At 73.0% G+C, this 25,214-nt stretch carries 26 protein-coding genes; 10 read left to right on the forward strand and 16 right to left on the reverse strand.

The annotated features are described in order from the left end of the window. Window positions 1–2: 2 nt before the first annotated feature. Both ACFY7E_RS23370 and ACFY7E_RS23375 read right to left on the reverse strand, forming a co-directional pair. A complete protein-coding gene (locus tag ACFY7E_RS23370) occupies window positions 3–566 on the reverse strand; it encodes a YbaK/EbsC family protein (RefSeq protein WP_389487761.1) in 564 nt (187 codons plus the stop codon). Window positions 567–687: 121 nt separating this feature from the next. After that, window positions 688–1,446 carry an acyltransferase gene (locus tag ACFY7E_RS23375; protein ID WP_383440111.1) on the reverse strand — a complete coding sequence of 253 codons (759 nt, stop codon included), beginning with the start codon at window positions 1,444–1,446 and terminating at the stop codon, window positions 688–690. A gap of 135 nt (window positions 1,447–1,581) precedes the next feature. Here ACFY7E_RS23375 and ACFY7E_RS23380 point away from each other — a divergent pair, with 135 nt between their 5' ends. Continuing rightward, window positions 1,582–2,109 carry a gamma carbonic anhydrase family protein gene (locus ACFY7E_RS23380; protein ID WP_389487763.1) on the forward strand — a complete coding sequence of 176 codons (528 nt, stop codon included), beginning with the start codon at window positions 1,582–1,584 and terminating at the stop codon, window positions 2,107–2,109. A gap of 78 nt (window positions 2,110–2,187) precedes the next feature. On the opposite strand, the gene ACFY7E_RS23385 is transcribed toward ACFY7E_RS23380, so the two are convergent. Both ACFY7E_RS23385 and ACFY7E_RS23390 read right to left on the reverse strand, forming a co-directional pair. Further along, window positions 2,188–2,847, reverse strand: coding sequence for a DedA family protein (locus ACFY7E_RS23385; RefSeq protein WP_389487765.1), 660 nt, complete (start codon window positions 2,845–2,847; stop codon window positions 2,188–2,190). Window positions 2,848–3,057: 210 nt separating this feature from the next. After that, window positions 3,058–3,495, reverse strand: a complete 438-nt coding sequence (locus ACFY7E_RS23390; protein ID WP_030214413.1) for a DUF4442 domain-containing protein — start codon at window positions 3,493–3,495, stop codon at window positions 3,058–3,060. A gap of 122 nt (window positions 3,496–3,617) precedes the next feature. Between ACFY7E_RS23390 and ACFY7E_RS23395 the strand changes: the two genes are divergently transcribed. Both ACFY7E_RS23395 and ACFY7E_RS23400 read left to right on the forward strand, forming a co-directional pair. Next, entirely contained in the window at window positions 3,618–4,745 is a 1,128-nt protein-coding gene (locus tag ACFY7E_RS23395) for a hypothetical protein (RefSeq protein ID WP_389487767.1), read from the forward strand. 184 nt (window positions 4,746–4,929) lie between these two features. Beyond that, on the forward strand, window positions 4,930–6,264 hold the full coding sequence (locus ACFY7E_RS23400; protein ID WP_389487769.1) for an MFS transporter: 1,335 nt from the start codon (window positions 4,930–4,932) through the stop codon (window positions 6,262–6,264). Here ACFY7E_RS23400 and ACFY7E_RS23405 read toward each other — a convergent pair. After that, window positions 6,226–7,071, reverse strand: a complete 846-nt coding sequence (locus tag ACFY7E_RS23405) for a spermidine synthase (protein ID WP_389487771.1) — start codon at window positions 7,069–7,071, stop codon at window positions 6,226–6,228. The genes ACFY7E_RS23400 and ACFY7E_RS23405 overlap by 39 nt on opposite strands. A 199-nt stretch (window positions 7,072–7,270) precedes the next feature. On the opposite strand from ACFY7E_RS23405, the gene ACFY7E_RS23410 reads away from it, so the two are divergent. The 3 genes from ACFY7E_RS23410 (at window position 7,271) to ACFY7E_RS23420 (ending at window position 9,330) form a co-directional block, all read left to right on the forward strand. Further along, window positions 7,271–8,026, forward strand: a complete 756-nt coding sequence (locus tag ACFY7E_RS23410; protein ID WP_389487773.1) for a TVP38/TMEM64 family protein — start codon at window positions 7,271–7,273, stop codon at window positions 8,024–8,026. A 139-nt stretch (window positions 8,027–8,165) separates the two neighbouring features. Beyond that, window positions 8,166–9,038: an undecaprenyl-diphosphate phosphatase gene (locus ACFY7E_RS23415; protein ID WP_389487775.1), complete on the forward strand. Its 873-nt coding sequence runs from the start codon at window positions 8,166–8,168 to the stop codon at window positions 9,036–9,038. Between the two features lie 118 nt (window positions 9,039–9,156). Beyond that, the gene (locus ACFY7E_RS23420; RefSeq protein ID WP_389487777.1) at window positions 9,157–9,330 is read left to right on the forward strand and encodes a hypothetical protein; all 174 of its coding nucleotides are present in this window, start codon (window positions 9,157–9,159) and stop codon (window positions 9,328–9,330) included. 43 nt (window positions 9,331–9,373) lie between these two features. Here the strand turns inward: ACFY7E_RS23420 and ACFY7E_RS23425 are convergent, their stop codons facing one another. Both ACFY7E_RS23425 and ACFY7E_RS23430 read right to left on the reverse strand, forming a co-directional pair. Further along, entirely contained in the window at window positions 9,374–10,279 is a 906-nt protein-coding gene (locus tag ACFY7E_RS23425) for a Gfo/Idh/MocA family protein (RefSeq protein WP_389487779.1), read from the reverse strand. A gap of 59 nt (window positions 10,280–10,338) precedes the next feature. Continuing rightward, window positions 10,339–11,628: an FAD-dependent monooxygenase gene (locus ACFY7E_RS23430; RefSeq protein ID WP_389487781.1), complete on the reverse strand. Its 1,290-nt coding sequence runs from the start codon at window positions 11,626–11,628 to the stop codon at window positions 10,339–10,341. A 118-nt stretch (window positions 11,629–11,746) separates the two neighbouring features. Between ACFY7E_RS23430 and ACFY7E_RS23435 the strand changes: the two genes are divergently transcribed. The 3 genes from ACFY7E_RS23435 to ACFY7E_RS23445 all read left to right on the forward strand — a co-directional run bounded on the left by ACFY7E_RS23435 (window position 11,747) and on the right by ACFY7E_RS23445 (window position 13,458). Then, a complete protein-coding gene (locus ACFY7E_RS23435) occupies window positions 11,747–12,361 on the forward strand; it encodes a TetR/AcrR family transcriptional regulator (protein WP_389487783.1) in 615 nt (204 codons plus the stop codon). A gap of 34 nt (window positions 12,362–12,395) precedes the next feature. Continuing rightward, window positions 12,396–12,932: a DinB family protein gene (locus ACFY7E_RS23440; protein WP_389487785.1), complete on the forward strand. Its 537-nt coding sequence runs from the start codon at window positions 12,396–12,398 to the stop codon at window positions 12,930–12,932. A gap of 193 nt (window positions 12,933–13,125) precedes the next feature. Continuing rightward, window positions 13,126–13,458: a hypothetical protein gene (locus tag ACFY7E_RS23445; protein WP_389487787.1), complete on the forward strand. Its 333-nt coding sequence runs from the start codon at window positions 13,126–13,128 to the stop codon at window positions 13,456–13,458. Window positions 13,459–13,507: 49 nt separating this feature from the next. Here ACFY7E_RS23445 and ACFY7E_RS23450 read toward each other — a convergent pair whose 3' ends face one another. The 7 genes from ACFY7E_RS23450 to ACFY7E_RS23480 form a co-directional block, all read right to left on the reverse strand. After that, window positions 13,508–13,981: a hypothetical protein gene (locus ACFY7E_RS23450; RefSeq protein ID WP_389487789.1), complete on the reverse strand. Its 474-nt coding sequence runs from the start codon at window positions 13,979–13,981 to the stop codon at window positions 13,508–13,510. 69 nt (window positions 13,982–14,050) lie between these two features. Then, window positions 14,051–14,734, reverse strand: coding sequence for a uracil-DNA glycosylase (gene ung / locus ACFY7E_RS23455; protein ID WP_125660780.1), 684 nt, complete (start codon window positions 14,732–14,734; stop codon window positions 14,051–14,053). A gap of 89 nt (window positions 14,735–14,823) precedes the next feature. Further along, a complete protein-coding gene (locus ACFY7E_RS23460; protein ID WP_389487791.1) occupies window positions 14,824–16,404 on the reverse strand; it encodes an ABC transporter substrate-binding protein in 1,581 nt (526 codons plus the stop codon). Window positions 16,405–16,552: 148 nt separating this feature from the next. Beyond that, a complete protein-coding gene (locus ACFY7E_RS23465) occupies window positions 16,553–17,320 on the reverse strand; it encodes an SDR family oxidoreductase (protein ID WP_389487793.1) in 768 nt (255 codons plus the stop codon). A gap of 24 nt (window positions 17,321–17,344) precedes the next feature. Beyond that, on the reverse strand, window positions 17,345–18,106 hold the full coding sequence (fabG, locus tag ACFY7E_RS23470) for a 3-oxoacyl-ACP reductase FabG (protein ID WP_389487795.1): 762 nt from the start codon (window positions 18,104–18,106) through the stop codon (window positions 17,345–17,347). Window positions 18,107–18,284: 178 nt separating this feature from the next. After that, entirely contained in the window at window positions 18,285–18,668 is a 384-nt protein-coding gene (locus ACFY7E_RS23475) for a DUF3037 domain-containing protein (RefSeq protein WP_389487797.1), read from the reverse strand. After that, window positions 18,665–19,534, reverse strand: coding sequence for a HipA family kinase (locus ACFY7E_RS23480; protein ID WP_389487799.1), 870 nt, complete (start codon window positions 19,532–19,534; stop codon window positions 18,665–18,667). The genes ACFY7E_RS23475 and ACFY7E_RS23480 overlap by 4 nt, the downstream gene beginning before the upstream one ends. Window positions 19,535–19,912: 378 nt before the next feature. On the opposite strand from ACFY7E_RS23480, the gene ACFY7E_RS23485 reads away from it, so the two are divergent. After that, window positions 19,913–21,304: a sulfatase gene (locus ACFY7E_RS23485; protein WP_389487801.1), complete on the forward strand. Its 1,392-nt coding sequence runs from the start codon at window positions 19,913–19,915 to the stop codon at window positions 21,302–21,304. Window positions 21,305–21,385: 81 nt separating this feature from the next. On the opposite strand, the gene ACFY7E_RS23490 is transcribed toward ACFY7E_RS23485, so the two are convergent. Together ACFY7E_RS23490 and ACFY7E_RS23495 are read right to left on the reverse strand one after the other, a co-directional pair. Continuing rightward, window positions 21,386–23,425, reverse strand: a complete 2,040-nt coding sequence (locus tag ACFY7E_RS23490; protein WP_389487803.1) for a glycosyl hydrolase family 28-related protein — start codon at window positions 23,423–23,425, stop codon at window positions 21,386–21,388. A 132-nt stretch (window positions 23,426–23,557) separates the two neighbouring features. Continuing rightward, window positions 23,558–25,162 (reverse strand): glycoside hydrolase family 13 protein, encoded by a 1,605-nt coding sequence (locus ACFY7E_RS23495; RefSeq protein ID WP_389487805.1) that lies wholly within the window; start codon window positions 25,160–25,162, stop codon window positions 23,558–23,560. Between the last annotated feature and the right edge of the window lie 52 nt (window positions 25,163–25,214).

Genomic DNA, 25,214 nt, shown 5'->3' on the forward strand with positions numbered 1-25,214 from the left:
GGTCAGGCGGCGGGCACGCCGAGACCCTCCAGGACGACCGCGCCGGGGAGTCGACCGAGGGCCTTGCCGGGGAGGATGAGCTTGCCCCGGCGGCGGCCGCTGCCGACGAGGACCCAGGACGTGTCGACGACGGTGGCGTCCACGAGGAGCGGCCAGCCGGCGGGAAGGCCGACGGGGGTGATGCCGCCGTACTCCATGCCGCTCTCGCCGATGGCCGTGTCCATCGGGGCGAACGAGGCCTTGCGGGCGCCGAGGTGACGGCGCACCACCCCGTTGACGTCGACGCGGGTGGCGGAGCCGACGACGCAGGCGGCGAGGGTCGTCCCGCCGCCCCGTTTGGCCGCCACGACCACGCAGTTCGCGGAGGTGTCGAGGAGGTCGGCGCCGTGGTGCTCGACGAAGACGGCGGTGTCGGCGACGGCCGGGTCGGTGTCGACGTAGAGCACCTGGTCGGCGGGGACGGGGCCCGTCCAGGCGCGGACGGCGGCGGCGACGGGTCCGGTCAGGAGGTCGAGGCAGTCCGGGGCGGGCCGGGCGTCGGTGAAGTCTCCGATGGGTGCGCGCATGCCCGCCACGCTAACAACCGGCACCGGGCGGGCGGGGCGCCGTCTCGGAGTACGGGCGGGGGGTGCGCGAGCGGGCCCGTCAGGACGCCGTCCTGGCCGGAGGCACGCACGAACGGGTCCGTCAGGACGCCGCCGTACCGGCCTGTTCGACCTCCCACGCCGCGAGCGCCGCGAGCTGTTCGGGGGTGACGTGCTCCGGGATCGGGACCGGGGCGGGGGTGCGGAGCGGGGGCTGCCAGCCGTTCTCCGGGTCCCAGCTGCGGACCACCTTCGCCGGGGCGCCGGCCACGACCGCGTGGTCGGGGACCTCGCCGCGCACGACCGCGCCCGCCGCGACGACCACGTTCCGGCCGAGGCGGGCGCCGGGGAGGATCACCGCGCCCGTGCCGAGCCAGCAGCCGGGGCCTATGGAGACCGGTGCCGAGCGGGGCCACTGGCGGCCGACCGGCTCGTCCGGGTCGTCGTAGCTGTGGTTCGTCGAGGTGATGTAGACGTACGGGCCGCAGTACGTGTCCGAGCCGATCGTCACCTTCGCGTCGGCGATGACGTGGCTGCCCCGGCCGAGGACGACCCCGTCGCCGAGGGCCAGGACCGTCTCCGTCCCGAGGTCGAGGTCCGGCAGCATCCCGGCGGTCAGCGTGACCTGCTCGGCGATGATGCAGCACGCGCCGATCTCGATCCACCGCTCGCCGAAGACCGTGCCCTGCGGGAAGGCGAGCCGGGTGCCCTCGCCGAGCCGGCGGAAGCGCAGCCGCCCCTGGTGCTCGGCGGTGACGGCGCCGGCCCGCTGCGCCCAGCGCCAGCCGCCCTGGAGGGCGTGCGCGACGACCCGGCGCCGCCAGGCGGCGAGGGATGAGAACGTGTTTCTGTTCCTGGGCACCCGGCCACGGTAGTCGGCGCCCCCGCACCCCATCACCGCCGTGCGCTGTGATGTCGGTCATGAGCACGGCATAGGCTGCGGCCCGGGGGCATCCCCGGGCGCGACACGACGGCTGACGACCAGGAGCGAAGAACCATGACAGAGACGTTGATCAAGGGCGTGGGCGGCAAGGAGCCGCGGATCGACCCGACGGCCTTCACCGCCCCCACCTCGGTGGTCCTCGGCGAGGTCGTCCTCGGCGCCCGCGCGAACATCTGGTACCACACGGTGCTGCGGGCGGACTGCGGCCCGATCGAGATCGGCGAGGACTCCAACGTCCAGGACAACTGCACGGTCCACGTCGACCCCGGCTTCCCCGTCTCGATCGGCGCCCGGGTGACCGTCGGGCACAACGCGACCGTGCACGGCTGCGTCATCGAGGACGACGTGCTCGTCGGCATGGGCGCCACGGTCCTCAACGGGGCCCGGATCGGCGCCGGGTCGCTCGTCGCCGCCCAGGCGCTCGTCCCGCAGGGCATGGAGGTCCCGCCGGGCTCGCTGGTCGCGGGCGTCCCGGCGAAGGTGCGCCGCCCGCTGACCGAGGAGGAGCGGGCGGGCATCCGGCTCAACGCCGAGATGTACCTGCACCTCGCCAGGAGTCACGCGGAGGCCTTCGAGGACTGAGCGCGCCGTGCGCGCGCGTACGCGGAGGAGGGCGGCACCCCGACCTGGGTGCCGCCCTCCGTGCCGTACGGAAGACGCTCAGTCCGCGGCCGGGACCGGCTCCGGCTCCGCGGCGGACGCGGCGGCCCGCTCGGCGGCCGCCTTCTTGGCGCGGTTCTTGATGATCAGCATCGAGGTGAGGCCGATCAGGACGGCCAGGACGAGACCGAGCCAGGAGAAGCGCTTCAGCCACGCCTCGGCGACGACGCCGACCGAGTAGATGACGGCCGTGGTGCCGCCGGCCCACAGGATGCCGCCGAAGACGTTGGCGACGAGGAACTTCCAGTACGGCATGTGCAGCACGCCCGCGAGCGGCCCGGCGAAGATGCGCAGGAGGGCGATGAAGCGGCCGAAGAAGACCGCCCACATGCCCCACTTCTGGAAGGAGCTCTCCGCGAGTCCGATGTTGGCCTCGCTGAAGTGCTTGGGGAACTTCCTCCCCAGCCAGGCGAGCAGGGGTCTGCCGCCCTTGCGGCCGATGGCGTAGCCGATCGAGTCCCCGATGATCGCGCCAGCGGTGGCGCAGGCGCCGAGCACGTACGGATCGATGTCGCCGTGCTGCGAGGCGAGCAGCGCCGAGCTGACGAGGACGATCTCGCCGGGCAGCGGGATGCCCAGGCTCTCGAGCCCGATCACCACTCCGACGAGGACGTAGACGGCGATCGGGGGGATGGTCTCCAGCCACTCCTGGACGTGCAACGCGGCTTCCTCCCGTGTGGACTTCCCCTGTGCGCGCCCCGTCCGTGGTCGGGGGACGTGGCGCCGGCGTGCACCGCGGCGGGCACGCCGGGGAAGCCTACCCGGTCGGGGCGGACGGGCCCCGACGCCGAGGGCCGGAGCGGGCGGCGGGCACGCGTCCGCCCCCGCGCCGGAGGGGCGCGGGGGCGGAGGAGCGGCGTCCGGGCCGGGTCAGGCGTTCGGGCGCAGGGTCCACACGACGGTCATCTCGCCGGTCACGGCGCCGTCCTCGCGGGTGATGTCGATCCGCACCGGGAACTCCGGGCGCTGTCCGGCGTCGAGTTCGGCGACGACCTCGGCGGCGGGGCGGCCCAGGGTGGCGGTGGCCGTGACGACGCCCATGGCCAGCTTCTTGTAGCCGATCTCGGCCTTGACGGCGAGCGGGACCGCGCGGCTCAGCTGGTCGCCGAAGGCGGCCAGCACGATGGCGCCGCTGGCGGACTCGGCGAGCGTGAACATCGCTCCGGCGTGCGGGCCGCCGACGTGGTTGTGGTAGGCGGGCTGGTCCGGCAGGCGCACGACGGCGCGCTCGGCGGTGGTCTCCAGGAACTCCAGGTTCAGGGTCCCGGCCATGGGGACCGTCGCGGCGAGCATCTCGCCGACGGTCATCTGGTCTGCGCTCATGGACCGTGATGTTACTCGCGGGTAGAACTCTTGGCCATCCCCCGTGCCCGCCGGGGCCGGGGGGCGGGCGTGGTCGGGAGGCCCCCGCACCTCTATGGTTACTGGCCATGTGGCCAGGACAGCAGCCGCCCGGGGGCGAGCAGAACCCGCAGGACCAGAGTCAGAACCCCTACCAGCAGCCGGGGTACCAGCAGCCGAACCCGTACCAGCAGCCGCCGGCCCAGCCCGGATACCCGCAGCAGCCGCCGACGCAGCCGGGGTACGGCCGGCAGCCGCCGCCCCCGCCGGGGTACCCGCAGCAGGGATACGGCCGGCAGCCGGGACAGGTGAACCCGTACCAGCAGCCGACCGTGCCGCAGCAGTACGCGGTCCCGGGTCCGGGGCAGTCCGGCGGTCCGGGCGGTTCCGGCGGTCCCGGCGGGAAGAAGAGGACGACCGTCGTGGCGATCGTCGCCGCGACCGCCGTGGTCGTCGCGGCCGGTGTCACCGCCTTCCTGGTGCTCGGCGAGGACGACGAGAAGCCCGCCGTCGCCGACCCGAAGCAGTCCGCGACGGCCACCGCCTCGGTGGACCCGTCCACGGACCCCGACCCGAGCGAGTCGTCCGAGCTCGACAACCCTCGCGACGACGCCGCGCGGCAGCCGACGATCCCCGGCTGGAAGGTCGTCCACAACCCGAAGTACGGCACCCTCTTCGACGTGCCGCCGGAGTGGGAGGTGGCGAAGCCCGGGACGATCAGCTTCCTGGAGGACGAGAAGAAGGGCGACGGCAGCCCGCTCGTCACGATGTCCGGGCCCACGCACCTCAAGGGCAAGTGGTGCACCTACGACACCAACAAGGACGGCAGCCCGGAGTCCTGGAGCCTGGCGTCCGCCGGCACCAAGGGCGGCCAGGGCGCCAAGAGCACCGCGGAGGCCGCGTACAACGAGGCCGGCACGTGGGTGTGGGGCGGCTACGCGCAGCACATGCCGCAGAAGACCGTCAAGATCACCAAGGCCGTGCCGTACACGACGAAGTCCGGCCTCGTCGGCAGTCTGTCGACGGCCACGGCGCCGGGCGTCAAGAAGCGCAACAAGTGCGAGTCGGACGGCAAGGCGATCGCCTTCACCTTCAAGAACGCGAAGAACGACTTCTCGACCTGGGTCCTCAACGCGGCCGACGGCGTCGCCGACGAACTGCCGGACGCCACGATCCGGCAGATCCTCTCCACGGTCCGGCTCGCCGAGGACTCGTGAACGGCCGGGGACTCGTAACCGTCGATGACCTGTGACGGCCGAGGATCCGTGACTTCCGGGGCGACGGCCCGCCGCCCCGGAGGTCACGGTCCGGCCGGATACCGGTTTGGCGGTTCGGGCGGGCGGCGGGGATAGTCCCGGAGTGACATCACCCGCCGGCTCCCCCGCTCCCCCCACTCCGCCCGTGTCCCCCGCGCCCGCTCCGCCCGGCTCCCGCCGGCCCGAGTGGGCCGGCCGCAACTACCTCCTGCTGACCGCCGCCACGGTCGTGACCAACCTCGGCACGCACGGCGCCCTGATCGCCACCACCTGGGCGGTCTTCGACTCCGGCGGCGACGCGGGCGACGTCGGTCTCGTGGCGATGGCGCGCTTCCTGCCGCTCGTCCTCTTCCTGCTCGTCGGCGGCGCCGTGGCCGACCGGCTGCCCCGGCACCGGGTGATGGTCGCGGCCAACGCCCTCAACTGCGTGTCGCAGGCCGTCTTCGCCGCCCTCGTCCTCTCCGGCGAGGCCCGCATCTGGCAGATGATGGTGCTCACCGCGCTCTGCGGCACCGGCCAGGCCTTCTTCAACCCGGCGGCGGAAGGCATGCTCCTGGCCACCGTCAGCGGGGAGCACGCGAGCCGGGCGTTCGCCGTCTTCCGGATGGCGATGCACGGCGCCTCCATCGGCGGCGCCGCGCTCGGCGGCGCCCTCGTCGCCTTCGTCGGGCCCGGCTGGGTCCTCGTGGTCGACGCCGTCGCCTTCGCCGTCGCGGGCGGGCTGCGCGCCTTCCTCGACGTGAAGGGCGTCCCCGAGCGCGCCCCCGGCGGAGGGCTCTTCTCCGACCTGAAGGAGGGCTGGCAGGAGTTCGTCGGCCGCCCCTGGCTGTGGTCGATCGTCGCCCAGTTCTCCGTGGTGGTGGGCCTGATCGGGGCGGTCGAGGCGGTGTACGGACCGCTGGTCGCCCGGGAGGAGCTGGGCGGCGCGCGCCCCTGGGGCTTCGCGCTCGCCGCGTACGGAGTGGGGACGGTCGCCGGCGCGGTCCTGATGACCCGCTGGAAGCCGCACCGGATGCTGTTCGTCGGGACGCTGGGCGTCTTCCCGATCGCACTGCCCTCGGCGGCGCTCGCGGTGCCGCTGCCCGCGATCGGCCTGACGGCCGCGATGTTCGTGAGCGGGGTGGCGATCGAGGTCTTCGGCGTCTCGTGGATGACGGCGATGCACCAGGAGATCCCCGAGGAGAAGCTGTCCCGGGTCTCCGCCTACGACTGGTTCGGCTCGACGGCGCTGCTGCCGCTGACCACGGCGCTCGCGGGCCCGGCGGAGGGCGCGTTCGGCCGGAGCGGGGCGCTGTGGGGCGCGGCGGCGCTGATGGTGCTCGTCACCGCCCTCGTCCTGCTGGTGCCGGACGTACGGAACCTGACCCGGCGTCCGCACGCGCCCGCGCAACCGCCCGCCGGACCCACCGGGAAGGAGCTCCCGGCCGTGCCGGGGCCCCGCTCAGCCGATGCCGAAAGCGCCGTCCGGGGGAACGGGTGACGGTACGGCCCCGGCGTCCGCGACCGGTTCCGCGTCCCCGGTGAACCGGGCGAGCGCGTCCCCGTGCTCCACGCGCGCGGGGAACGCGTCCGCCGCGGCCCGGCGCGCGAGGCGGGCGGTGTCGAGCGCGCGCGTGGAGGCGACCAGGACGGCGTTGCCGAAGCGGCGGCCGCGCAGGACTCCCGGTTCGGCGACGAGCGCGAGCTCGGGAAGGAGGGCGGCGAAGGTGGCGAGCTGGGAGCGGAGGAAGGCGAAGGGGGCGCCGTCGGCCAGGTTGGCGGCGTAGACGCCGCCGGGCCGCAGGACGCGTCCGACCTCGCGCGCGTACTCGACGGAGGTGAGGTGGGCGGGCACGCGCGAGCCGCCGAAGACGTCGCCGACGACCAGGTCGGCCGAGGCGGCGGGCGCCGCCTCCAGCCAGCGCCGGGCGTCCGCGCCGTGCACCGTGATCCCCGAGTCCTCGGGAAGCGGCAGGTGCTCGGCGACCAGGGCGAGCAGGCCGCGGTCCGCCTCGACGACGTCCTGGCGCGAGCCGGGCCGGGTGGCGGCGACGTACCGGGGCAGGGAGAGCGCCCCGCCGCCCAGGTGCAGGACGTCCAGCGGCTCGCCCTCGCCGGCCGCGCCGTCGACGACGTGGGCGAGCCGGCGCGCGTACTCGAACTCCAGGTACGCCGGGTCGTCGAGGTCGACGTACGACTGGGGTGCGCCGTCGACCGTCAGGAGCCAGGCCCGCTCCCGGTCCACGTCGGGCATCAGGCGCGCGGTGCCCTGGTCGACCTCGCGGACGACGGGGATGTGCTCGTTCACGCCTCCATTGTGACGGGGCGGTACGGGGCGGGGCCGGGTGCCTGTGTGACGGGGCGGTACGGGCCGGGCCGGGCGCCTGCCGGTCGCGGGACCGGTCGGCATGAGGGGCCTCTCGGTCGCGGCGCGTTCCGGAATCCGGCCCGGACGGACATGACGTACATTACGGCGCCCCTACGCGCGCGTCCGTTACTCTCCCCGAATGCTCGCTCCCGTGCCCCGGCCGACGGGCTCCCTCGCCGCCCGCTGCTCCCGGGCCCTCCTCGCCCCCCGTTCACGGCTCTCGCTGCTCGCCCTGCTGCTGCTCACGGCGGCCGCCCTCGTGGTGCTCTACGAGCCACAGCGCCTGCTGGCCTCGGGCTGGCCGCCGCGGACGAGCGGCGCGGACGCGGTGCTGCTCTTCGCCCTGGCGTACGGGGTGTGCACGGCGGCCTTCGTGCCGCGCCCGGTCCTGAACCTGGCGGCGGGCGCGCTCTTCGGCTCGGCCGCCGGTCTGACGGGGGCGGTGGCGGGGACGGTGCTCGGCGCCGGGATCTCGTTCACCCTCGGCCGGTACCTGGGGCAGGACGCGCTGCGGCCGCTGGTGCGGGGCCGCTGGCTGACGGCGGCGGACGGGCAGCTGAGCCGGCACGGGTTCCGTTCGATGCTGGCGATCCGGCTGTTCCCCGGGGTGCCGTTCGCGGCGGCCAACTACTGCGCGGCGGTCTCCCGGATGAAGTACGTGCCGTTCCTCCTGGCGACGGGGATCGGTTCGGTCCCGAACACGGCGGCGTACGTGGTGGCGGGCTCGCAGGCCGGTTCGCCCGGTTCGCCGGCCTTCCTCTTCTCCGCGGGCTTCATCGTCCTGTCGGGACTCGGCGCCGCGGTGGTGGCCTGGCGCAAGCGCCACGGCCTGCGGTCACCGGCTCCCGCGCGGGACGACAGGCCGGAACCGGAACTGGTGGGCAGCGCCCGCTGAGGTTTGCCGGAGGCCTCCCGGGAGATACGTCCGGCGCTACCTCGCGTACATGCTCCGTCAGGGGATCCTTCACCTCGGAGCGGTACGCTGCGCACGACCTTCTGACCACATACGTACATAACGGGACGGCCCTGGCCCCATGAGTTGGTTCGAATCGTTCATCCTGGGACTCGTCCAGGGGCTGACGGAGTTCCTCCCCATCTCCTCCAGCGCGCACCTGCGCCTCACGGCGGCGTTCGCCGGCTGGCACGACCCGGGGGCGGCGTTCACCGCGATCACCCAGATCGGTACGGAGACCGCGGTCCTGATCTACTTCCGCAAGGACATCGCCCGGATCGTCTCGGCCTGGTTCCGTTCCCTCACCGACAAGTCGATGCGGTCCGACCACGACGCCCAGATGGGCTGGCTGGTGATCATCGGCTCGATCCCGATCGGCGTCCTCGGCGTCACGCTCAAGGACCAGATCGAGGGCCCCTTCCGGGACCTGCGGCTCATCGCCACCACCCTGATCGTCATGGGCGTCGTCCTCGGCGTCGCGGACCGGCTGGCCGCCCGGGACGAGATCGGCGGCCGCCACCGGGCGATCCGCGAGCGCAAGACGCTCAAGGACCTCGGCGTGCGGGACGGCCTGATCTACGGCGTCTGCCAGGCGATGGCCCTGATCCCCGGCGTCTCCCGCTCGGGCGCGACGATCTCCGGCGGTCTGCTCATGGGGTACACCCGCGAGGCGGCGGCCCGCTACTCCTTCCTCCTCGCGATCCCGGCGGTCCTCGCCTCGGGCGCGTACGAGCTGAAGGACGCGGGCGAGGGGCACGTCTCCTGGGGCCCGACGATCTTCGCGACGATCATCGCCTTCGCCGTCGGATACGCGGTCATCGCCTGGTTCATGAAGTTCATCACCACGAAGAGCTTCATGCCCTTCGTGATCTACCGGATCCTGCTCGGCATCCTGTTGTTCGTTCTGGTCGGTACGGACGTCCTGAGCCCGCACGCGGGCGAGTCGGCGGGCTGACCGTCTTCCGCTCCTCTCCCGTCCCCCGCGCGGCGAGGGGCCGGGCGGGGGCGGGTGGAGACACGAGTCACGCCGTTCGCGGCCGGTTCTGTCAGTCCCGCCCCGTAGGCTTGTTCTCATGTCCGAGACCACTGAGCCCACCGTCCAGGCCGTCGATCCCGCCGTCATCAACTGCCGGATCCGCGCCCTGCTCGGCCGTGGCGAGCTCACCGGGGCGGACCGCGAGGAGTACGGCCGGCTGCTGCTCGAGTGGGAGGCCGCGGTGCGCGCCGCGCAGGAGCTCGCCGCGTAGGCTCCCCGGCGCGGCGCCCGTACGGCTCCGTGGCCCTCGCGCGTCAGGAGGCCTGGGCCAGGGACTCCCGGACGACCCGCTCGCACAGTTCGTGGGTCAGCAGGGCGTCCCGGGCGCTGAGCACCCGGCCCTCGCGCACCGCGTCGAGGAAGGCGAGCACCGCCTGCTCGATGCCGCGCTGGCGGGCCACGGGCACCCAGTCGCCGCGCCGGCGGACGGTCGGCTGTCCCTTGTGGTCGACGACGTCGGAGAGGTTGAGGACCTGACGCTTGGTGTCCCGGCCCGAGACCTCCAGGACCTCCTCGGTGGAGCCGTTCATCCGGTTCATCGTGCCGAGGGCGGTGAACCCGTCGCCGGAGAGCTGGAGCACCACGTGGTGCATGAGCCCGTCGCGGACCCGGGCCCGCACGTCGACGTGCTCGACCTCGCCGGGCAGCAGGAAGCGCAGGGTGTCGACGACGTGGATGAAGTCGTCGAGCACCATCGTGCGGGGGTCCTCGGGCAGGCCGATCCGGTTCTTCTGGAGCAGGATCAGGTCGCGCGGGTGGTCGAGGCACTGGGCGTAGCTCGGGGCGAGGCGCCGGTTGAAGCCTACGGCGAGGCCGACCCCGCGCTTCTCCGCGAGCTCCACGATCCGCTCGGAGTCGGCGTACTCGTAGGCGAGGGGCTTGTCGACGTACGTGGGGACTCCGGCCTCGACGAGCCGCTCGGCGATCTCCGCGTGCGCGGCGGTCGACGCGTGCACGAAGGCCGCGTCGAGCCCGGCGGAGAGCAGTCCGTCGAGGGTGGTGTGGCGGCGGCCGGCGGGCAGGTGCAGGGTGTCGGCGACCCGCTCCAGGGTGGCGGGGGTGCGGGTCTGCAGGTGCAGTTCGATCCCGGGGAGGGTGGCGAGGACGGGGAGGTAGGCCTTCTGCGCGATGTCGCCGAGTCCGATGCAGCCAACCTTCACGGGGTCTCCCTTGTCGTCGTTCGCCGGCCACCTCGTACGGGCCGTTCGCGCCGGTCAGCTTACGCGGGGCGGGCCGGTTCGCCGGGCGGCCGCCAGTCGGCGATGCCGTCGAAGCCCCGCAGGAGGAACCCGGGCCCGAGGCGGGAGACGGCGACGACGAGGGCGGAGCGCAGGGCGACGGCCGGGCGGGCGGAGAGCATCGTGAGCGCCCCGGTGCGGGCGGCCTTGCGCACGACGGCGGTGGTGCGCGGCAGCCGGTCCGCGGTGTAGGCGGCGAGCGCGCGGCTCGGCGTGAACGCGTCCCCGGAGCCCGCGTGGTGGGCGAGGACGACGGCGTCCTCGACTGCCTGGTTCCCGCCCTGGCCGAGGGACGGCATCATCGCGTGCGCGGCGTCCCCGAGAAGGGCCACCCTGCCCCGGTGGTGGGCGGGCAGCGGGGTGATCAGGTGGTGCACGTCGTGCCGCAGGACCCGGTCGGGCCCGACGGCGGCGAGGATCTCGGGCACCGGGTGGTGCCAGCCCCCGAAGAGGCGCAGGAGTTCGGCCCTCTCGTCGTCGGGCGCGCGGGCGCCTTCGGGGGCGGTGGCCATGGCGTACGCGTAGACCCGGCCGTCCTTGAGCGGCTGGGTGCCCCACAGCCGTCCGGCGCCCCAGGTCTCGTGCGGCGCGAAGGGCCGTCCGGGGGCCGGCACGACCATGCGCCAGCTGGTGCGGCCGGAGTAACGGGGGCCGGGGTGGGCGGGGAAGAGCGCCCGCCGGGTCGCGGAGTGGATGCCGTCTGCGGCGAGGACGAGCTCGGCCTCCCACTCCGTCTCCCCTCCGGGGGTCACGGCCGTGACGCGGGCCGGACGCCGGTCGTCCCCCGGGTCCGTCACCGTGGCGGTCGTACCGGTCCTGACGGTTCCGTCCGGGAGGGCGGAGGTGAGGATCCCCACGAGGGTGGCGCGGTGGAGGAGGACGAGGGGGCCGCCGAAGCGTGCGGCGGCGGCCTCCGCGTCGGTACGGACCAGCCAGCGGCCGCCGGGGGTCCGCATGCCGCCGTCCCCCTGCCAGGCGGAGAGGGCGCGGACCCGGTCGCCGAGGCCGACGACGTCCAGGGCCCGCTGGGCGTTGGGCGCGAGGCCGATGCCGGCGCCGACGGGGGTGAGGTCGGCGGCCCGTTCCAGGACGGTGACCCGCCAGCCCCGCCGGTGCAGGGCGACGGCGGCGGTGAGCCCTCCGATGCCGGCTCCCACGACGACGGCGCGGTGGGCGCCGGAGCCGTCCGCGCCGGGGCCGATCACGTCGGGGCCGTTCGCGTCGGCGCGGCTCCCACCGGCCCGGTTCACGTCGGCACGGTCCTGTTCCATGGCTGCTCCTCGGGGCGAGTGACCGTCGAACCGGTAACTACAGATGTAGTGAGCCCGGCACCACGACCGTACTACAGGTGTAGTGCCACAGGGAGGGGGCGGTAGTAGGTTGTCCTCCATGACCGCAGCACCGGACTCCCCCGCCTCGCGTGCCGACCGGATCGGCGACGCCGCCCTCGACCTGCTCGTCGAACGGGGGATGCGGGGCCTGACGCACCGGGCCGTGGACGAGCGGGCCGGGCTGCCGCAGGGGTCGACGTCCAACCACGCCCGCACCCGCCAGGCCCTCCTGGAGACGGCCGTGCGGCGCCAGGTCGAGCTGGAGTCCCGGGTCCTCACCCCGCACGAGATGCCGGGTCCGGACAGCGGCGGGGACGCGCTCGTGGACGCGCTCGCCCTCGCCCTGCACCGCTACCTCACCGACCACCGGCCACTGCTCGTCTCCCGTTACGAACTGGCCCTGGAGGCCACCCGCCGCCCCGAGCTGCGGAGCTTCTTCGACCGGGCGGGTGCGGTGTTCCACGGTCCGCTGACCGCGATGATGACGGCGGCCGGCTCGGCCTCCCCCGAACGGCACGCCCTGTCCCTGATCGCCTGGTCCGAAGGGCTGATGTTCTCCTGCGCGGCGGGCTCCTTCCACGCGGCGGTGCCGAGCCTCGCGGAACTGCGCACCGGAGTGGACGAGTTGCTGCGCGGCATGCTCGGGGGCCCATTCCGGCCCGGACCTGCGTGAATCCACTGGCGCCGCCCACCGATCATGGGGAACGATGCCGGTCATGAGCATCGAACAGAGCGGCACCGCCCCGCGCGTCCACCCGTCCACCACCTCGGGCGAGCGCGAAGCGCTGGAACAGTGGCTCGACTTCCACCGCGCGACCCTCGCGAGGAAGTGCGAGGGGCTGGACGACGCCCAGCTGCGCACCCCCTCCGCCCCGCCGTCGGACCTCAACCTGCTCGGTCTCGTCCGGCACATGGCCGAGGTCGAGCGCGGCTGGTTCCGCCACACCCTGGCCGGCGAGGAGGCCCCGTGGATCTACGCCACGGAGGAGGACCAGGACCGGGACATCCACGCCGGGGAGGGGGACACCTACGAGGAGGCCCACGCCACCTGGCAGGCCGAGATCACCCATGCCCGCGCCCTGGCGGCGACCCGCGGCCTCGACGACCTGGGCGTCGGCAAGCGCAGCGGCGGGGAGGAGTTCAACCTCCGCTGGATCTACCTCCACATGATCGAGGAGTACGCCCGTCACAACGGCCACGCGGACCTGCTCCGGGAGCGGATCGACGGCGCGACCGGCGACTGAGGCGACGCGAGCGGATCGAGCGGCCGAACCGCTCGGCCGTCCGGCCGCCCGGCGGGGTCAAGAGCGGGCACGCGTCGCCTCACCCGTGCGGGGCATTCCCCGCCGGTAGGGGCGCGAAGATCGCCGCCGGAGCAGCAGAGTGGCGCGGGTGCATGGAATCCGAACCACAGCGAAGATCCTGTTAGGGGCGGCGATGGCCGCCCTGACCGGCTGCGTCTCGGTCGACGCGCCGCCGGCGGCACCCGCCCCGGCCCCCGCCCCCGCGGCGAAGCCCGTACGGCCCGGGAAGGACGTCGCACCGCAGATCGCCGACGGTCCGGCCCGCGAGGCCCTTGAAGCGGCGCTCCCCGCTCCCCCGCCGTCCACCGCGCCCCGCGCGAGCGGGCGGGACCGGCGGGCGGCGGCCCCGTCGCTCCCGGAGGCGCCGCGCCCCGGCGTCGTACCGCAGCAGCGGGAACGTCCGCGCGCGTCGGCCCGGCCGGACCCGTCCGGACCGGCCGCCTCCGCCGCCCCGTACGGCCGGTGAGCCGGGGGTACGGGCCCGAGGGGGCCGCCCACGGGCGGCCGGCGGTCCGTCACTCCCCCCGCAGCCGCAGTTCCAGGCGCTCGATCGCGGCCCGTACGCCGTTCCCGTAGCCGTCGTCGTCGAGGTGGGCCGACGCCGCGCGGGCCAGGTCCAGATGGGCGCGCGCGGCATCGGACCGGTGGAGCCTGACGTAGTCGGCGGCCAGGTTGAGGTGGAGCGAGGGATAGAGCGCCCGGACGGCGGCCGACGCGTCGTGCGCGGCGAGCCGGTCGTCCGTGAGGTCCTCGGCCGCGCCCAGCGCCCGCAGGTCCCAGGCCAGCTCGGTCTCGGGGTCGTCCTGGGTGTCCGCCATGTAGTGGGCGAGGGTGCAGCGGTGCAGGGGGTCCCCGTCCGGGCCGATCTGCTGCCACAGCACCCCGAAGCGGTTGCGGGCCTCCTCGCGGTCGCCGCCGTGGAGCAGCATCAGGGCCTGCCCGATCCTGGTCATGACCCCGTCGTCCGACACCTGCTGCTGCTCGGTCACCGCGACCTCCACAAGATCACCACTGGGAGGGCCGACGCTAGCCGTCCCCGGCCCGGATCGGACCGAGGCTCAGCCGAGGTCGGGGATGCGCCAGTCGATCGGCTCGTGGCCCTGGGCCGCCACGGCCTCGTCGATCTGCGTGAAGGGGTGCGACCCGAAGAACTTCTTCGCCGACAGGGGCGAGGGGTGGGCGCCCTTCACCACCACGTGCCGCTCCTCGTCGATGAGCGGCAGCTTCTTCTGCGCGTAGTTGCCCCACAGGACGAAGACGGCCGGGTCGGGACGGGAGGCGACCGCGGTGATCACCGCGTCCGTGAACTTCTCCCAGCCCTTGCCCTTGTGCGAGTTCGCCTCGCCGGCGCGGACGGTCAGCACGGCGTTGAGCAGGAGGACGCCCTGCTCGGCCCACGGCATCAGATAGCCGTTGTCCGGGATCGGGAGGCCGAGCTCGGCGTTCATCTCCTTGTAGATGTTCCGCAGGGAGGGCGGGGTCTTCACGCCGGGGCGGACCGAGAAGCAGAGGCCGTGGCCCTGGCCCTCGCCGTGGTAGGGGTCCTGACCGAGGATCAGGACCTTCACCTTGTCGTACGGGGTGGCGTCGAGGGCGGCGAACACCTCGTCCTTCGGGGGGAAGACCGGACCCTTGGCGCGCTCCTCCTCGACGAACTCGGTGAGCTGCTCGAAGTACGGCTTCTGCAGCTCCTCGCCGAGAACACCCCGCCAGGACTCGGGCAGCATGCTGGTGTCGGTCACGGTCAACAACCTCCGGTGGACGTTCCTGTCTACGTCCCAGAACCTACCGGGGGCCACTGACAGCGGCCCCCGCAGGTCTTCCGTGTCCGCTACCAGCTGGCCCGGCGGTGCAGCTCCCACATCTGCATGACCGTCTGCGGGTCGAGGGCGCGCTCGCCGCCGCCGATGTCCTCGCGGGCCGCGATGTAGAGCTTGCCCTGCCACAGGGGCAGCAGCCGGACGTCCTTGACCATGATCTCCTGGGCCTCCACGAACTCGTCCGTGACGGTCCCGCGGTCGCTCTGGCGGCGGGACTTCGGGAGGAGCTCGTCGGTGATCCGGGAGCTCAGGTAGGGCGTGCCGAGGACGTTCTCCTTGCCGACGAAGGGCGCGACGAAGTTGTCCGGGTCCGGGAAGTCGGGGAACCAGCCGCGGCCGAAGACCGGGTACTCGCCCTTCTGGTAGGCCGCCTGGTACTCCGTCCAGGGCTTGCCCTGCACGGTGACCTCGAAGAGCCCGGACTCCTCCAGCTGCCGCTTGAGCTCCTTGAACTCGGCGGCCGTCGAGGAGCCGTAGCGGTCCGTGGTGTACCAGAAGGTCAGCTTGACCGGCTTGTCGATGCCGGCGTCGCGCAGGATCTCGGTGGCCTTCTCGGCGCTCGGCGTGCCGTAGCGGTCGAAGAACTTGGTGGTGTGGGCCGCGATGCCCTTGGGCACCATGGAGTACAGGGGTTCGGCGGTGCCCTGGTAGACCCGGTTGACCAGTTCGTCGCGGTCGACGAGCTGGGCGATGGCCTTGCGGACGGGGAGCTTGGCGACCGAGGGGTCCTGGGTGTTGAAGACGAGGTAGCGGATGTCGGCGCCGGTCGACTCGACGAGCTGGAGGCCCTGGTTCTCGGGCTTGTCGTCCTGGAGGGAGACGACCTCCTCGGCGGTGAGGCCGCGGTAGGTGGCGTCGATCTCCTTCTTCCTGAGCGCCGCGACCATCGCCTCGGACTCCTTGAAGTACTTGATGGTCACCCCCCCGTTCTTGAGGTGCGCGAAGCCCTTGTACGTGGGGTTCTTCGTCAGCTCCGCCGATCCGCCCTCGGTGTAGGAGTCGAGGACGTACGGTCCCGAGCCGGCGACCTTGCCGTCCTTGGAGCGGAGCTGGTCGGCCGGGTACTCGGCCGGGTCCACGATGGACATGGCGGGGGTGGCGAGGATGAACGGGAAGGTGGCGTCCGACTTGTTGAGGCGGAAGACGACCGTGCGGTCGCCGACGGTCTCGATCTTGTCGAGGGAGCCCAGCATGCCATTGGGGCCGCCCTTGTGGTTGATCGTGCGGATGCGCTCGATCGAGTACTGCACGGCCTTGGCGTCCAGCTTGTGCCCGTTGGAGAACGTGAGGCCGTCGACGAGCTTGCATTCGAAGACCCGGCTCGCGGTGTCCGTGAACTTGCAGTCGGCGGCGTCCGACTGCGGCGTCGTGCTGCCCGTCGGGAAACTCACCAGGGTCTGGAAGACGTTCCGGAAGAGTTCCCAGGCATTGTCCCAGGACGCGGCTGGATCAAGCGTGGAGGGAGAACTCGTCGTACCGACCACGAGCCTCTGATCCCCGGCGGATTCACTGTCCGAAAAGACACCGCATCCGGTCACCAGGGATATGGACACAAGGGCTGCAGCCGCCTGCAGACTGGTCCGGTTGAACACGTGCACGCTCCTCGTTCAGCCATGGGTCGGCCGACGATACCGCAGCACCCCGTCAGGTCAATGTTCGAGACCGACGGGGCACTTGAGGCATTCATTGCAGAACCGGGCGCAATCCGGACACGAATTCCGGAAAGTGTCCGGTTATCGGTCACCCGACTCCGGCGTTCAGGAAAATCCCGCCGTCGACGACGAGTGTCTGGCCGGTGATCCACTCCGACTGGGAGGAGGTGAGGAAGGCCGCCGCGCCGCCGATGTCGGCCGGCTCGCCGAGCCGGCCGAGCGGATAGGAGGCGGCGGCCTCCGCCTCGCGGCCCTCGTAGAGCGCCTGCGCGAATTTCGTCTTGACGACGGCCGGGGCGATGGCGTTGACCCGCGCGACCGGCGCGAATTCGTGCGCGAGCTGAAGGGTCAGATTGACCATCGCGGCCTTGCTCATTCCGTACGCCCCGATGAAGGGCGAGGCGGACACGCCGGCGATCGAGGCGATGTTCACGATCGCGCCGCCGTTCTGCTTCTGCCAGGCGTGCCAGGTCCGCTGGGCGAAGCCGAGCGCGGAGATCACGTTCGTCTCGAAGACCTTGCGGGCCACATTGAGGTCCAGGTCCGCGATGGGGCCGAAGACCGGATTCGTGCCGGCGTTGTTGATCAGGAAGTCCACCCGGCCGAAGCCGTCCATCGCCGCCTCGACGGCGGCGGCCTGGTGGGCCTCGTCGTGGGCCTTGCCGGGGACGCCGATCGCCCGGTCCGCGCCGAGGCGCTCCACGGCCTCCTTGAGGGCCTCCTCGCCGCGTCCGGTGATGACGACCCGGTCGCCGCGGGCGACCAGCGCCTCGGCGATGCCGTAGCCGATGCCGCGGCTCGCGCCGGTGACCAGGGCGACCTTGCCGGACGGCTCCGGCTGTTCCTGCGTGCTCATGTGCGTCTCCTCGTGTCCCGGTCGTCAGTTGAGCGGGCCGCCGGCCACGTACATGACCTGACCGGAGACGAAGCCCGCGTCGTCGCCCGTGAAGAACGCGATCGCGTGGGCGACGTCCTCGGGGCGGCCGACCCGCTGCACCGGGATCACGGAGGCGGCGGCGGCCTGGAACTCCTCGAAGCCCATGCCGACGCGCTCGGCGGTCTGCGCGGTCATCTCGGTGACGATGAAACCCGGGGCGACGGCGTTGGCGGTGACGCCGAACTTGCCGAGCTCCTTGGCGAGGGTCTTGGTGAGGCCCTGGAGACCGGCCTTGACGGCCGAGTAGTTGGCCTGGCCGCGGTTGCCGAGCGCCGAGGAGGAGGAGAGGGAGACGATGCGGCCGAAGCCCGCGTCCACCATGTGCTTCTGACAGGCCTTCGCCATCAGGAACGCGCCCTTGAGGTGCACGTTCATGACGAGGTCCCAGTCCGACTCGGACATCTTGAAGAGCAGGTTGTCGCGGAGCACGCCCGCGTTGTTGACGAGGATCGTCGGCGCTCCGAGCTCGGCGGCGACGCGCGCGACGGCGGCCTCCACCTGGGCGCCGTCGGAGACGTCGCAGCCGACCGCGAGGGCGGTGCCGCCCGCGGCGGTGATCTTCTCGACGGTGTCCTTGCAGGCCGCCTCGTCGAGGTCGAGTACGGCGACGGCGCGGCCCTCGGCCGCGAGGCGGAGCGCGGTGGCCGCGCCGATGCCCCGCGCGGCGCCCGTGACGACGGCTACGCGCTGCTCGGTGGTGGACATGCTTGGTTCTCCTCGCCCTTGGATCGTCCCTGGTGGCGGCCGGACCGGCGTCCGCTCCTGCGTCCCGCACATGAGCGACCGCTTAGTATCGTCCGCAGACGAGACGCTAGAAGCCCTGGCACCCGGTGTCAACGGCCCACCGGGTGCACCTGGTCACCCTCCGTCCGGGGACGGACGCTCAGCGCACGAGGAGATCGAGCAGGCGTTCCACCTCGGCCTCGGGATCGGCGGTGAGGCCCGTGTGCACGGGCCCCGGCTGCACGACCGTGGAGCGCGGCGCGATCAGCCAGCGGAAACGACGCCCCGCGTCGTCGCGCGCGGCCTGCCCGGCCGCGTCCCCGCCGAGGCAGACCCCTTCGACGGCACGGAGGGCCGCCCGGACGCCGGCCACGTCGGCCGCCGGGTCGAGCACCGTCAGCTTGGCCTCGTCCAGGTGCGTGCGGGCGGCCACGAAGGAGCGGGCGCGGCAGTAGACGACCACGCCCGCGTTGAAGCACTCGCCGCGCTCGATCCGCGGCACCACGCGCAGCAGCGCGTACTCGAAGACGTCACGGTCGCTCACGTGGTGCTGTCCTTCTCGGTGGGCTTCTCGGTGGCCTTCCCGGTGGGGCGCGGCCGGGGCGCGAGGCGGTCGGCGAGCCAGCCGGGCGGCCGCTGGGGCCGGTCCTCGGTGCGCGGTCCGAGCGTGATCCGCTCGTGGATGGTGGCGGCGCGGGGCAGCAGCGCCTCGACGTAGGCGGCGCGCACCTCGTCCGGGCCCGTGAAGCCGGGCTCGTCGACGAGCCACTCGTCGGGCACGTCGGCGGCGACCCCCTCCAGGAGCTCGCGGGTGACGAGCGGCGCGAGCTCGGCGGCCGCGGCGGCGACGTCGGGTGCGAAGGGGGCGAGCGCGTGGTCGGAGGCGTCGTACGGCTTGGCGGCGGACGCCCGCGCCCCCGGCCAGTTGTGGTGCCAGATCATGGTGGCGCCGTGGTCGATGAGCCACAGGTCGCCGTGCCAGACGAGCATGTTCGGGTTGCGCCAGGACCGGTCGACGTTGTTGATCACCGCGTCGAACCAGACGACCCTTCCCGCCTCGGCCGGGTCCACCTCGTACGCCAGCGGGTCGAAGCCCAGCGACCCCGGCAGGAAGTCCATGCCCAGGTTGAGCCCGCCGCTCGCCTTGAGCAGCTCCTGCACCTCCTGGTCGGGTTCGGAGAGCCCGATGACCGGGTCGAGCTGGATGGTGACGAGCTCGGGCACCCGCAGCCCGAGCCGGCGGGCGAGCTGCCCGCAGATCACCTCGGCGACCAGGGTCTTGCGCCCCTGTCCCGCACCGGTGAACTTCATGACGTACGTGCCGAGATCGTCGGCCTCGACGATCCCGGGGAGCGAGCCGCCTTCACGCAGGGGCGTGACGTAGCGGGTCGCTACGACCTCTTCCAACACTTTCCCTGGCCACCCATCTCTCTCGCCTGCCATCGCCGGCCTCCGGCATGAAGTGAGCATAGTAACTGAGGGTGATCGCAGGGGATGAGTTCCCGAGCCACTGCGACGGTCCGGCCCGCGAACGGCCCTCGCTCCGGGCTCCGGGCGAGATCGCCCGGACGCTGCGCACCATGGAGGAAGCCGTGGAGCGGCCGGACCGTCGAACCGGGATCACGGCGGGACCTCCGGCTTCTTCCGGGTGCGGGGCGGGACGAAGCGGCGCGGCAACAGTGCCGCAACGAACTCTTGGTTTCGCGTGCATGGATCGTGGGTGGGCGCGGTCGTAGCGTCGGGTTCGCCGCCTTCGTCGTTCCGCACACAGCCGAGAGGGTTACTGTCATGGACACGCCTAAATCGTCCGGTCCCAGTCGTCGGGGGGTGCTGGCCGGTGCCGCGGCCGTCGCCGCCGGTGCCACCGTTCCCGCTTTCGCCGCCGCGCCCGCCCGGGCCGCCGCGCGGCCCAACGTGCTGCTGATCGTCACCGACGACCAGCCCAGGCAGACCGAGTGGGCGACGCCGAAGACCGTCGCCTGGCTGGCGGGGCGGGGAGTGCGGTTCACGAACGGGCACGCCACCACGCCGCTGTGCGCGCCGTCGCGCTCGTCGGTGTTCTCCGGGCGGTACGCGCACAACCACGGGGTGCGGAACAACGGGGCGTCGCGTTCGCTGGACCAGCACACGACGCTGCAGCGGTACCTGAAGCAGGCGGGGTACCGGACGGGGCTGTTCGGGAAGTACCTCAACTCCTGGGACCTGGCCGAGGCTCCGCCGCACTTCGAGGAGTTCGCGCTGCTCAGGCCGTCGTACGTGGACGGGACGTTCAACGTGGACGGAACGGTGCGGACCGTGCCCGGCTACACGACGACCGTGGTGAAGAACCGCACGCTGGCCTTCATCGACAAGTCCCGCACGGACGAGCGGCCCTGGTTCGCGTACGTCACCCCGTACGCCTCGCACGGGCCCAACACCCCCGAGCCCAAGTACGCCGGCACCGACGTGCCCGCCTGGGACGGGCGTCCGTCCGTGCCCGAGGCCGACCGCGGCGACAAGCCCGCGTACGTCCGCAACGCGACGCAGACGCTCGCGGACGGCCGGCTGACGCGGGCGAAGCAGCTGCGGACGCTGCGTTCGGTGGACGACGCGGTGGGGGCGTTCCGCGACAAGCTGGCGGCCCTGGGGCAGTTGGACAACACGCTGGTGATCTACATCGGCGACAACGGCTTCAACTGGGCCGACCACGGGCTCGGGGGCAAGGGCGTGCCCTACCGGCCCGCCCACGAGGTGCCGTTCTACCTCTCCTGGCCCGCCGGCGGCCTCGGCGGCGGCACGACCGACAACCGGATCGTGGCGAACATCGACATCGCCCCGACCGTGCTCGACGCGGCCGGGATCACGCCGGACACGCCCCACGACGGGCGTTCGCTGCTCGGCGGGTACTCCCGCGACCACCTGCTGATCGAGTGGTGGAGGCAGGGCACGGGCACGGAGGGGCAGAACACCTGGTCCTCGTACGTCGCCAAGGACCGCCAGTACACGGAGTACTACGAGCTCCACACGGACGCCGCCGGCAACGTCGGCGGGACGGGCCGGGTCACGTTCCGTGAGTACTACGACCTGGACGCGGACCCCTACCAGCTGAGCAACAGCCTCCACCTGGCCACGCCCGAGCAGGAGAAGGCGCTCGGCATCCCGGGCCTCGCGGTCGCGCTGGCCGCGGACCGGGTGTCCTGAGGGGGGCGGCGGGACGAGTCGCCGCCGCCGGGCACCGGGCGCGCGGCCGGGGTCCCCGACCGCGCGCCCTCCGCGTCCGCGTCACCAGCGGGACGGCGCCGGGGGCGCGACGACCGGCGGGCGGTCGTCGCAGGTGAGGGTGTTGGGCAGGAGCCACGGGGCGAGCCAGCCGCCGTCGTTGCCGCCGAGGTCGGTGAGGGTGAACTCCGATCCCGTGGCGGGGAAGCCGAAGGAGCCGCAGTTGTTGACGCCGACGGCCCCGACGTTGCGGGCGTCGACGTTCTCGAAGGTGGCGGAGCCCTTCACCCGGGCGCTGAGCACGGAGTTGCCGGTGCCGTCGACGCGGACGTCCTTGAAGTGGACGGCCGGGACGTCGACCCGGTCCTTCACCCCGTACTCGCTGACGAGCATGATCGCGTTGTGGGTGGAGTCGAGGTAGTGGTCGCCGGTGACCCGGACGTCGGCGTCGATGCTCTTGTCGAGGGCGTAGAACCAGATGGCGCCGAGGCCGATCTTCCAGTTGAGGTCGAGGGTGCCGGCGCGGACCGTGGTGTTGTCGGTGAAGCGGAGGGCGCCGGTGAAGGGTTCGGCGCCGAAGCGGGAGCCGGCGTGCAGGCCGCTGCCCTCCCGTACGGGGTCGGCCACGAGGTTGCCGCGGACGGTGTTGTCCTCGCCGCCGTAGATCGCGATGCCGTTGGCGAGGGTCGGGGACTGCACGGTGTTGCGGGAGAAGGTGTTGCGGGCGTCGGCGGTCGTGTCCGACCACATGGCCAGGCCGTCGTCGCCGGTGTTGCGGACGAAGTTGTTGTGGACGAGCGAGTCGGTGACGCCGGTGTGGAGGTTGAGGGCGTCGGCGATCTGGTCGGTGATCACGTTGTTCGTGACCCTCACGTTCGACATCGGGCCGTCGAACCACAGACCGACCTTGGTGTGGTGCAGGTGGAGACCGTCGACGGTGGAGTCGGTCATGGCGCCGCCGATGGCGTTGACCTGGTCGGTGTCGATCCGCTCGCGGACGTCGCCCTCGATCGCGAAGCCGCGCAGGTGCACGTCGCGGCTGCCGCCCTCGGCGGCGCTCCTGCCGTAGAGGCCGACGCCGGTGTGGCGGGAGCCGTCGGGCGCGGGTTCGGCCAGGGTGACCCGGCGGCCCTTGAGGATCGTGTGCCAGTTGCCGGCGCCGACGATCGTGACGTCGTCGACGACGATGTGCCGGTCGACCCGGAAGGTGCCCGGTGGGAGGTACACGGGCCGGTCGACGCGGCGGGCGAAGGCGATGGCGCGCTCGACGGCGGGGGCCGCGTCCCGGCGGCCGGTGGGGTCGGCGCCGAAGGCCAGGACGTTCACTCCCCCGCGCTCCACGTGCGGCGGGGCGACCAGTTCGGTGTCGAGGAGGTCGACGACGGTCCAGGCGGCGGGGCTGCCGGCCGGGACGGTGAGGCGGACCCGGTCGCCGGCCCGGTGCGTACGGCCGAGGAGGAGGCGCTGCTCGTCGTAGAAGTGGGTGGGCCGGAAGGGCTTGGCGATCTCCGGCGCCGGTGTGGTGGCCGCCGGGACGCAGGCGCACTCGGTGATCCACCAGTCCGGGTGGAGGAGGTCGGCGCGCGGGTCGTTGGTGAAGGGGTACTGGTTGTAGAGCCAGGAGTACTGGGAGGTCAGCGTCATCGTCGCGCGGTGGCGTCCGTCGACGGTGACGTCGAGCGGGGCGGTGATGCCGCCGCCTCCGGGCGCGTCGGGGACGCTGTAGCGGACGGTGAGGGCGTTGGCGTTCCGGGGCAGGACGAACTCGACGTACTGCCCGGCGGTCAGCCGCACGGCGGAGCGCCCCGACGCCTCGGAGGGGAGGGTGTACGGGGTGCGGTCCGGTCCGACGACCGTGCCGGTGGTGGCGGCGTTCTCCGCCTCCTGTTCGTCGAACGCCACGGTGGCGCCGCGGCCCTCGACGAGCTCGGTGGCGAGGGCGGCGCGGGTGACCACGGGGCCCCGGGCGGGCGGTTCCCGGTCCCCGGTGCCCGCCGCGGCCACGCCGTCGAGGAGCACGCTCGTGCTCAGTGCGAGGGCGGCGATCGTCAGGGCGGCTCTTCGGCCGCCGCGCGCGCCGCGTCCTGATCGGCTCGGACTCATGTCGGGCTCACTTCTGTCGGAGGTGACGCGGACGTCGCCCGGGTGCGGGGCCCGGGCCGTGGGGGCTGCGGGTCCGGTGCGCGTCCCCGTGGCCGGGGGCGCGCACCGGGCGTCCCGCCGTGGGCGGCGCGGTCAGGTGCGCAGCCAGACGGCGGTGTCCGTGGGGAGGGAGCCGTCCGCCGGCAGCGGTCCGCTGGCCAGCAGGACGCCGGTGTGCGGCGGGAGGTCGACGGGCGTGCCGGAGAGGTTGACCACGCACTGGAGGTCCTCCGCGCGGGCGAAGGCCAGGACCCCCTCGGGCGACGGCAGCCACCTCATGGTTCCGTCCCCGAGCGCGGCTTCGGCCCTGCGCAGCTCCAGCGCCGTGCGGTAGAGGGCGAGCATCGAGTCCGGGTCGGCGGTCTGCCGGTCGACGGCGTGGCGGCCCCACTCGGCCGGCTGCGGCAGCCACGGGTCCGTACCGGCGCCGAATCCGTACGAGGGGGCGTCGGCCTCCCAGGGAAGGGGGACGCGGCAGCCGTCGCGGCCGGGGTCGGTGCCGCCGGAGCGGAAGTGCATGGGGTCCTGGATGCGGTCCAGGGGGATGTCGGCCTCCGGCAGGCCCAGCTCCTCGCCCTGGTAGAGGTAGACCGAGCCGGGCAGGGCGAGGGTGAGCAGGGCGGCCGCGCGGGCCCGGCGGGTGCCGAGGTCCGGGTCGGTGGGGGTGCCGAAGCGCTTCTTGGCGAAGTCGAAGCCGGTGTCCTCGCGGCCGTAGCGGGTGACGGTGCGGGTGACGTCGTGGTTGCAGAGCACCCAGGTGGCGGGTGCGTGGACGGGGGCGTGTTCGGCGAGGGTGTCGTCGATGGTGCGGCGCAGCCGGTCGGGGTCCCAGGGGCAGGACAGGAAGTTGAAGTTGAAGGCGGTGTGCAGTTCGTCGGGGCGCAGGTAGCGGGCGAAGCGCTCGGCGTCGGGCAGCCAGACCTCGCCGACGAAGACGCCGCCGTACTCGTCCGCGACGGCCCGCCAGGAGCGGTAGACGTCGTGGATCTCGTCGAGGTCGATGTACGGGTGGGGGTCGACGCCCTCGGTGAAGTCGCGGAGGCCGGGGTCTTTGGTGAGGAGGGCGGCGGAGTCGATGCGGACGCCGGCGACGCCGCGCGCGAACCAGAAGCGCAGGATGTCCTCGTGTTCGCGGCGGACCTCGGGGTGGGCCCAGTTGAGGTCGGGCTGTTCCGGGGTGAAGAGGTGGAGGTACCACTCGCCGTCGGGGACCCTGGTCCAGGTGTTGCCGGAGAACTGCGAGGGCCAGTCGTTGGGCGGGAGTTCGCCGTTCTCGCCGCGGCCGGGGCGGAAGTGGAAGCGTTCCCGTTCGGGGCTGCCGGGGCCGGCGGCGAGGGCGGCGCGGAACCAGGCGTGCTGGTCGGAGACGTGGTTGGGAACGATGTCGACGATGACGCGCAGGCCCAGTTCGGCGGCCTCGGCGATGAGCTTCTCGGCCTCGTCGAGGGTGCCGAAGGCCGGGTCGATGGCCCGGTAGTCGGCGACGTCGTAGCCGCCGTCCACCATCGGGGAGGCGTACCAGGGGGTGAACCAGACGGCGTCGACGCCGAGTTCGGCGAGGTAGGGCAGTCTCGCCCGGACGCCCGCGAGGTCCCCGGTGCCGTCGCCGTCACCGTCGGCGAAGCTGCGCGGGTAGACCTGGTAGATGACGGCGTCGCGCCACCAGTCGTCGGTGCGGGGCGGATGAGGGGCTGCCACGGGACGGTCCTTTCGGGCAGGGCGGTTCTTCGCCGCCGGCCCGGACAGCGGG

The sequence above is a fragment of the Streptomyces sp. NPDC012825 genome (assembly GCF_042900925.1).
Lineage (GTDB): Bacteria > Actinomycetota > Actinomycetes > Streptomycetales > Streptomycetaceae > Streptomyces.